Annotated in this window: 9 protein-coding genes; 2 read left to right on the top strand and 7 right to left on the bottom strand. The window is 72.1% G+C overall.

Annotated elements, in window-relative coordinates:
• Positions 1–43: 43 nt before the first annotated feature.
• The 3 genes from WD794_05765 to WD794_05755 form a co-directional block, all read right to left on the bottom strand.
• Entirely contained in the window at positions 44–742 is a 699-nt protein-coding gene (locus WD794_05765) for a hypothetical protein (GenBank protein ID MEX2289819.1), read from the bottom strand.
• A 251-nt stretch (positions 743–993) separates the two neighbouring features.
• Complete coding sequence (locus WD794_05760) at positions 994–2,076, bottom strand: transposase (GenBank protein ID MEX2289818.1); 1,083 nt, start codon at positions 2,074–2,076, stop codon at positions 994–996.
• Complete coding sequence (locus WD794_05755) at positions 2,069–2,374, bottom strand: hypothetical protein (GenBank protein MEX2289817.1); 306 nt, start codon at positions 2,372–2,374, stop codon at positions 2,069–2,071. The genes WD794_05760 and WD794_05755 overlap by 8 nt, the downstream gene beginning before the upstream one ends.
• A gap of 349 nt (positions 2,375–2,723) precedes the next feature.
• Here WD794_05755 and WD794_05750 point away from each other — a divergent pair, with 349 nt between their 5' ends.
• Positions 2,724–3,242, top strand: a complete 519-nt coding sequence (locus tag WD794_05750) for a Uma2 family endonuclease (protein ID MEX2289816.1) — start codon at positions 2,724–2,726, stop codon at positions 3,240–3,242.
• Between the two features lie 36 nt (positions 3,243–3,278).
• Positions 3,279–3,758, top strand: coding sequence for a MaoC family dehydratase (locus WD794_05745; GenBank protein MEX2289815.1), 480 nt, complete (start codon positions 3,279–3,281; stop codon positions 3,756–3,758).
• Positions 3,759–3,786: 28 nt separating this feature from the next.
• Here WD794_05745 and WD794_05740 read toward each other — a convergent pair whose 3' ends face one another.
• From WD794_05740 to WD794_05725, 4 genes are all read right to left on the bottom strand, one after another.
• The gene (locus WD794_05740) at positions 3,787–4,119 is read right to left on the bottom strand and encodes a hypothetical protein (protein MEX2289814.1); all 333 of its coding nucleotides are present in this window, start codon (positions 4,117–4,119) and stop codon (positions 3,787–3,789) included.
• Positions 4,116–5,144, bottom strand: a complete 1,029-nt coding sequence (locus WD794_05735; protein ID MEX2289813.1) for a hypothetical protein — start codon at positions 5,142–5,144, stop codon at positions 4,116–4,118. Before WD794_05735 ends, WD794_05740 begins: the two co-directional genes overlap by 4 nt.
• 225 nt (positions 5,145–5,369) lie before the next feature.
• Entirely contained in the window at positions 5,370–7,019 is a 1,650-nt protein-coding gene (locus WD794_05730; GenBank protein MEX2289812.1) for a DNA repair helicase XPB, read from the bottom strand.
• A 203-nt stretch (positions 7,020–7,222) separates the two neighbouring features.
• Complete coding sequence (locus WD794_05725) at positions 7,223–8,218, bottom strand: helicase C-terminal domain-containing protein (GenBank protein ID MEX2289811.1); 996 nt, start codon at positions 8,216–8,218, stop codon at positions 7,223–7,225.
• Positions 8,219–8,314 lie beyond the last annotated feature (96 nt).

The raw sequence follows: 8,314 nt of genomic DNA, 5'->3' as shown, positions 1-8,314 counted from the left end.
AAACGATCATGAAATCAGGCGGCGGCCGGACCAGGCTGCAAAATCAGGGTCTGAGCGTCAGCTGTGGCGTTTGCGGCCAGGTGCCCGGCGAGGTACCCGCCGCGGCACCGTCCACCGCTCGAGGCTTCGTTTCCTGTGACGGTCGGCGGCCACGGCTCTTGAGTCCGCTCATCGGCCATGAGCAGACGGTTCGCTGCCTGCCGCGGTCACCCGTAGGGTCTCCGCGGTTGTTGCCGGACGCGTCAGATGACGATGACGGCGACACGTTCGTTGAGGGCTCCGAGACGGCCGTGTAGGTCTTCCCGGCGCCGGTCGCCATCTGCGCCAGCGAGCGGTCATACGGGCCCTCGCGCAGCGAGCGCTCGATGCCGGCAATAGCCACGGTCTGCGCCGGCCGCATCCCCTCCGGCCTCCCCGGCACCGCCGGCATCGTCTGCACGCGGCTTCGCCAGGTCGGCGCCGCCGGGCTCGTCTCCCGGTCCCGCAGCCAACGCGCGAGTGTCTCCGGCCGAGGAAATCCGGCGCAGCGGCGGGCGCGCCGCAGCGGTTCGAGGCCGTTGGTGAAGTGGGTCTCGCTGCCGCTGGCCTCGAAGACGAACGGCAGCCGTCCGTCGACCTCGACCGCGCGTCGGCGCAGCGACTCCGGCAGCCCCGTCGCGTACATCCCCGACTGCCACTGCACGCCCGACAGCGGCGTCCCCTCCGGCTTGGCCTCGATGACGCCGACGATCCGCTTGTCCACCCGCAGCAGGTAGCCACCCGACCGTGCCCCGGCGCGTGATCACCTCGCGCACGGCGACGCCGCGGCCGGAGATCAGGTCCTCTGACCCAGAAACGCGAGTAGCGGTTCGTTGGCGGAGCGAGCGAGTGGATGATCTTGATTGGGTGGCGGTGTTGCGGGGTGGGCACGGCGAATGGCCGGCTGTCGCGCCGGCTGGGCGGGGGTTCCACGGCCCCGGGTGGTTTCAGGTAGTAGGGACGGCGAGGCCGGAGTCAGCCGGGGCGGGGCAGTTGCTGCAGCCGCGGCAGCACGGTCGCCAGTAGCTGCTGGCCGGGTGGTAGGTGCAGCCAGGTGGTGCCGGCCCGGCGACTGAGTCGGGCTGGGATGTTGATGAGCTCGCGGCGTAGCCGGCTGATGGTGCGCCGGCCGCGGCCGTTGCCGCGGTCGATGCCGGACAGTTCTTGTAGCCAGGTTGACAGGGCGCAGGCCAGCAGCGCGGCCCACATCCAGAGGCTGTTCACCGCGTGAGAGCTCGAGGGTAGGTGCCGCAGCGCGGCGCCGTGCTTGCCGTCCTTGTTCAGCGCTTCGATGTCGGTGCGGTGCCGGTACCAGTGCTCGACGTCGGCGAGCTTCTCGTGGCTGCTGACGTCGAGGTTGGTCAGGATGAAGCTGTAGCCGAAGACATGGTCGAGCCGGCCCTCGAGCGCCAACGCGAGCTGCTCTTTGGGGATGGTGCGGCGCTTGCGGGCCCGTTCGGTCGGGATCCGGTCGGCCGGGATCCGGGTCCGCCGGGCGATGCACACCACCTGCTCGGCCGGCCAGGAACCGGGCAGGTAGTCGATCACCGCCAGCTCGGTGTCATCCATGCCGATCGCCGGAATCCACTGCCAGTCAGGCGGAAGGGCGGCGGCGGCGATGACCGGAGCGGTGCGTTTGGCGCCGATCGCGAACTGCACCCCACGCTGCACGCAGGCGTGCGCCAGCGCGCCGGCGAAGTAGCCGGCGTCCCAGCGGGCCCGGATGGTCTGCACCCCGTCGGGCAGCGCGGTGATCGAGCGGTCCAGCAGCTCGATGCAGTTGCTGCGCGGATCAGCCGCACCGGCCATCAGCTCGGCGGCCACCGGCACCCCGGCCTCGGCCCAGAACCCGATGTGCGGACGCAGGTTGCGCTGCCCGGTGTGGTTGTACTCCACCTGCTCCTTGTGCCGGCCATAGACCTCCACGTCGGTGGTGTCCCCATCGATCGTGGCGACCTTCAGCAACGCCGAGCGGCGCACCGGACCGACCAGGCCGGCCATCGTGGTGTTGATCTGCCCGATCGCGGTCTCGATCCCGCGCAGCTGCTGCTCACTCACCGAACCGGCGAGCGATCCCGGCCGCGGTCGTCGACGGCGGGGTCGGGACCGGTTCGAGCTGCTGCCCGGCGCTGTCGGTGCGGCGCCGGTCCAGACTCACCAGATGATCACCGCCGGTCAGCTGGCAGCTGGCCATCGCGGTCAGCACCTGCCCGCCGGTCAAGCCACGCCGTCGCTGCTTGACCGACCCGATGTGCCTGTCCAACGCGCCGGTCACCCCCAGCACCCGGTCCACCTCGCGGACCGCCTCCACCCCCGCGCACGGCGTCAGCCGACGGTCGGCCTGCCCGACCCGCACTCGACGCGCCCTACGCCGCCGCTTCCGTTCCGCCTTCGGACCGCGTACTCTCGCCACCTAACAGATGCCCTTCGACTCTGGTGAAGCTGGACTCTCGACAAGCCCAATCTTCCCAAGCCGAAGGGCATCTGGCTGTTCACGACGCGCCGAACACAGCCACTACTCGCGGATCTGGGTCTGAGTCGCTGTCGTGGACCAGCCAGCCAGCCGGCTGCCTGCAGCCGGGCGTCGATGCGCAGCCGTGCCCGCTGCTCCGCCGCCAGCTGCGACTCGTCCACAGCGTCCGGATTCTCCACAGTGCCGCCGAAGGTCGTGCGCCCGCCGCTGCCGCGCGGTGCCCCTTGATGACATGTCGGAGCGAGGGAACACGAAGTCGCATGACGACCATCCCGGTGGGGGTGACCCTGCCCCGGACGGATGGCGCATCGAGCACCTCGACGCTGTTCCGCATGTCTGGCTCGAGCTCGTCGAAGGCAGCATTCACCTTCTCCCCACGCCGACGGCGGAGCATCAGGCCCTCGTCCGGGCGCTCGCCATGATGCTGTCCGCCACGACGGCGCAGGTGCAGGCGCAGCCCGACGTCGTCCTCGACAGCAGAACTCGACTGCGACCTGACCTGGTCGTCGTGAACGAGCCGGCCATCCAACCCGTGGGCAGCGCGATCCGTCTCGTCATCGAGGTCAGCGAGCACACGACGCAACTCGTCTACCGCACGCTGCGTCCGGCACTGTGGTGCGACGTCGGTCGACTCACTTCTGTCGGCTCGAGCTCGATCCGCTGGTCCGGCTGCGGTTCCAGCTCGCCGATCTGCTCGCCCGAGGCTTCGCCGCCCTGGTCGAGTACGGGTGAGCCACACCTGCGATCCTGACCGTCAGGCACCACGACACCAGGAGGACCCGCGAGCATGACGACCAACGGCGAGAAGGCGTACGAGCTGCACAAGGCGGCGATCGGCGAGTCCGAGGGCAGCGGCGATTGGGTGGAGATCACCCAGGAGCGGATCAACGCCTTCGCCGACGTCACCGAGGACCACCAGTTCATCCACGTCGATCCCGAGGCATGCGCGACCCTGTCGCCGTGGGGCGTGCCGATCGCGCACGGCTTCCTGACGCTGTCGCTGCTCACGTACCTGTCCGCGTCCGTTCCGACCCCGGGCGAGCGGCTCGAGGGCATCGTCATGGGCGTCAACTACGGCTTCGACAAGGTGCGCTTCGTCAACCCCGTCAAGGTCGGCTCGAAGATCCGGGCCACCAGCGTGCTGTCGGCGGTCGACGCCAAGGACCCGAACACCCTGCAGGTGACCAAGACGCTCACGGTCGAGATCGACGGCGAGAGCAAGCCGGCGCTGGTCGCCGAGTGGGTCACCCGTCTGGTCTACGGCTGAGCCGTCGCACGGTTGAGCGGGCCGCCGCTCAGCGGTGCAGCGACCCCACGGCCGCCACCGGTAGGCCGGTCGTGTGGCAGACCCAGAAGGGATCCGGGCCGAGATCGGGCTCGACGAACAACGCGTGCCGTCCGGCCTCGGGGCAGCTCGGCTCGGTGCAGGGGGGCCAGCCGGGATCGACCGCGTGCACCGCCTCCTGGGCGTCCTGAGCCAGCAGGCCGAGGACGTGCTCGGCACCCTCCGGCCACTGCGACAGCCACCAGCGACGATGCTCAGCGGCCGCATCGAGCGCCGGCTGCCATCGCTGATCGCCGAGGTCCGCCGCGACAGCCGCCTGCGCGGTGGCCACCGCATCGCTCACTGCACGCCGGGCAGGGAGCGGGACAGGAAGGCCGCCGCCCGTCGGGTGGCGTCCAGGTCGGCCCACGGGTGGCCCCGTCCCTCGACGACCTGCAGCCGCAGGCCCCCCTCCCCGCTGCACCCGACGTGGTCGGTGACCGAGGTGGTACCCACCCGGAAGGTGGTGGCCGGCGTGCAGCTGCCGGCCGCGGCCACCCGCTTCAGCGACTCGCGTACCGACGGCGGCGCGATCCCGAGGATCGGCACGACCTGTCGGCTGCCGTCCAGCGGCACCGTGGTGTCACGGTCGCCGTTGAGAGCCAGCATCTTCGGGGTCCGCGACAGGCGCGGGCAGTCCGCCACGAGCGTCCCGGAGACGGCGACGACCGCGGCGGCGCCGAAGGCCGGGGTGCAGGCCAGCCGCCAGGCCATGAAGGCGCCGACGGAGTGGCCCAGCACCGCGGTCCGGCCGGCGTCGGCCCCGGAGCGCCGGACCGCGTCAGCGCGCATCGCGGTCACCGCCGCGACGTCGTCGATGCCCTCCTCCTGCGGCCGCCCGCAGCAGGAGCCGGCGTTCCAGTTCGCGGCGTACGTGCCCGCGACCAGCACCGTCAGCCCGTGGTCGCGGAAGGCGTCGAGGCCGTACCGGTCGTACTCGGTGCGCAGGTTGGTGTTCGCCGCCGGCAGCACGAGGAGCAGACCGGCGGGTCCGCGTGCGGGCACCCGTCGCGCCGGCGCCAGCAGGTAGGGCCGCTCGTGCCCGCCGCTGCGCACCGAGAACCGCGCCGCCCCGGTGGCGTCCGCGCCGGCCAGGGCGATCGGCTTCGCCGCCACGAGCCGACTCCCTTCGAGCCCGGTGCCGTCCGACGTCGGCGGCAGCGGCGCGGGCCGCGGCCACTTCCACGGCGTGGTCGGGGCGGTGCGCTGGTCCGTCGCCGCGGGTTCCTGCTCCGAGAGCCGGTCGTCGGGCGCACCCGAGCAGGCCGCCGTCACGAGGGCGACGGCGGCCAGGGCCGCCCCCATCCGATGTCCGGACGTCGCGCGCATGCCTCCCAGGTTGCCAGACGCAAACCGGCCCGCCCAGGGGCGCCCGGGCCACATCCCCGTGTCAGCGCGCATGATCAACGCCAGAATTCCTCACTTTCCGAGGAAGGGAAAAGTGAGGAAGTCCGGCGTTGATCAACGTCAGCGGAGCGCGGAGTCCACCCGCCGCGGAGTCCACCCGCCGCGGGGGCCACAGCCACCCGCCGCGGGGGCCACCCGCTGCTCCCCTCAACCCCCTGCGAGCACGTCGTCGGCGTCGACGATCGTGTAGGCGTAGCCCTGCTCGGCGAGGAACCGCTGGCGGTGCGCGGCGTACTCCTGGTCGAGCGTGTCCCGGCTGACGACGGAGTAGAAGTGCGCGGTACGGCCGTCCTGCTTCGGGCGCAGCACCCGGCCGAGGCGCTGCGCCTCCTCCTGCCGGGAGCCGAACGTCCCGCTGATCTGGATCGCGATGGTGGCCTCGGGCAGGTCGATCGAGAAGTTCGCGACCTTGCTGACCACCAGGCCGGGGATCTCCTTGCGGCGGAAGGCGTCGTAGAGCCGCTCCCGCTCGGCGTTCTTGGTGGAGCCCTGGATGACCGGCATGTCGAGCGCCTCCCCGACCTCGTCGAGCTGGTCGAGGTAGGCGCCGATGACCAGCACCTGGTCGTCGTGCCGCTCGACCAGCTTGCGGATCACGGCGATCTTCGTGTGGGCGGTGGAGGCGATCCGGTAGCGCTCCTCCGGCTCCGCGGTCGCATAGGCCAGCCGCTCCGCGTCGGTCATCGTCACCCGCACCTCGGTGCAGTCCGCCGGCGCGATCCAGCCCTGGCTCTCGATGTCCTTCCACGGGGCGTCGAAGCGCTTGGGTCCGATCAGGCTGAAGACGTCGCCCTCGCGGCCGTCCTCGCGCACCAGCGTCGCGGTCAAACCGAGCCGCCGCCGGGACTGCAGGTCCGCCGTCATCCGGAACACCGGCGCCGGCAGCAGGTGCACCTCGTCGTACACCACCAGGCCCCAGTCGCGGGCCCCGAACAGCTCGAGGTGGGCGTACTCGCCCTTCCGCTTCGTCGTCATGATCTGGTAGGTCGCGATGGTGACCGGCTTGATCTCCTTCTTCTCACCGGAGTACTCGCCGATCTCCTCCTCGGTGAGCGAGGTGCGCTTCAGCAGCTCGCTCTTCCACTGCCGGCCGCTGACGGTGTTGGTGACCAGGATCAGCGTGGTGGCGCCGGCGCGGGCCATCGCCGCCGCACCGACCAGCGTCTTGCCGGCGCCGCACGGCAGCACCACCACGCCCGACCCACCGTGCCAGAAGCCGTCCACCGCGAGCGACTGGTAGTCGCGCAGCACCCAGTCGTCCTGCTTCAGTGCGATCTCGTGCGCCTCGCCGTCGACGTAGCCGGCCAGGTCCTCGGCCGGCCAGCCGACCTTGAGCAGCGCCTGCTTGAGCCGCCCGCGTTCGGAGGGGAAGGCGAGGCAGGTCTCGGGGTCCAGCCGCTGCCCGAGCATCGGGCTGACCTTCTTGTTCCGCACGACCTCCTCGAGCACCGCGCGGTCGGTCGTACGAAGGACCAGTCCGTGGATCGGGTCCTGTTCCAGGCGCAGCCGGCCGTAGCGGTCCATCGTGTCGGCGACATCGACGAGCAGCGCGTGTGGCACGGCGTAGCGGCTGAACCGCACCAGCGCGTCGACGACCTGCTCCGCGTCGTGCCCCGCGGCGCGGGCGTTCCACAGGCCCAGCGGGGTGAGCCGGTAGGTGTGCACGTGCTCGGGCGAGCGCTCGAGCTCGGCGAAGGGCGCGATCGCCATCCGGCACTCGGCGGCGAGCGGGTGGTCGACCTCGAGCAGGAGGGTCTTGTCGGACTGGACGATCAGCGGGCCGTCGGGAGGGTTCACCACAGCAGTGTCCAACGTATGGCGGTGGGCGTCTGATCCCTGCCGGTGATTCCCTCCCGGTGCTCCACGGCCTCCTGGTGATCCACGCGGAGTTGCAGGTGCTTCGAGACTCCGAATCCACCTTGGATTTCGCGTGGATCACTGGCGGGGCACGACGGCGAGGTACGCCGAGGTCGGCCGGACCGGCCGGACTGGCCGGACCGTCAGCCGACGTCGGCGACGCCCGTGACCCGGTGCAGCGCGAAGGTGCGGTCCTCCTGGCGCACATGGTCCCAGGCGGTCACGAAGCCGCCCTGCACGCCCCGTGGCTCGACGACGCGGGACGTGGCGCGGCCCTGCGCATCGACGTAGCCCAGCCACACCTGGCGGCGCTCGCGCGCCGCGGCCTGCAGGAAGGCCAGCGTGTCGGCGGTCGACGAGTGGGTCGTGGTGACCGGTGCCCGGCGGGCCGCCCGCGCCGCGAGGTCGCCGGCCCGTAGCGCGGTGACCGCGAGCGCAGCCTGGGCGGCGTCCAGCCCGCCCTCGTGGTGGCGGTGCGGCCGCGGGCGGACGGCGGTGCGCCGCGACTCGGGCCGGGCGAGCAGCAGTGCGCCGTCCGGTGCCTCTGCCGCCGGGGCGTAGCCGGCGGACCGCAGCAGCTCCAGCACCATGTCGACCGGCGAGCTGCTCACAAGCACCGTCGGCGCCAGCCGGCGCAGCCGCAGCGGGCCGACCCGCTTGGCGGCCAGCACCTCCGACAGCAGCGTCTCGTCGTCGCAGCGGACGTAGCTGCTCGCGACGCCGACCCGCATCCGGCCGTGTCGTCGCGCCACGTCGTCCACCAGGTAGGTCAGCGACTGCGGGACAGACGTGCGCGAACGGGTCCGGAACAGCTCGTGCAGGTCGCTGGCGCTGCGGCCGGCGTCCAGCGCCCGCCGTACGGAGGCGTCGGTGACGCGGTAGACGGTCGCGCCGCCGGTGGACTCGACGTCGGCGACCAACGCCAGCTCACGCGCCAGCTGCCGCTCCAGCGGTCCGGGGGCGACGACGGTCAGGTCCGGCTGCACCAGCACGGAGTCCAGTGGGTCGGGCAACCGGTCGGCGAGCAGCCGCCCGGCGGAGCTCTGGTCGCCCGTCAGCAGTGCACGCGCCGGTGCCGACAGGCCGCCGCGCCCGGTCAGGCCGAGTGTCTCGGCCTCCTCGAGCGTCCAGCGGTGCACGAGGTCGCGCAGCCGTCCGCCGCGCCGGGGCGCCGACCAGACCAGTCGCGGGGGGGGGGGGGGGGGGGGGGGGGGGGGGGGGGGGGGGGGGGGGGG

Source organism: Mycobacteriales bacterium (genome assembly GCA_040902655.1).
Lineage (GTDB): Bacteria > Actinomycetota > Actinomycetes > Mycobacteriales > SCTD01 > SCTD01.
Note: the sequence above shows the minus strand (reverse complement) of the source record. Positions and strands in the feature narration are given on the sequence as shown.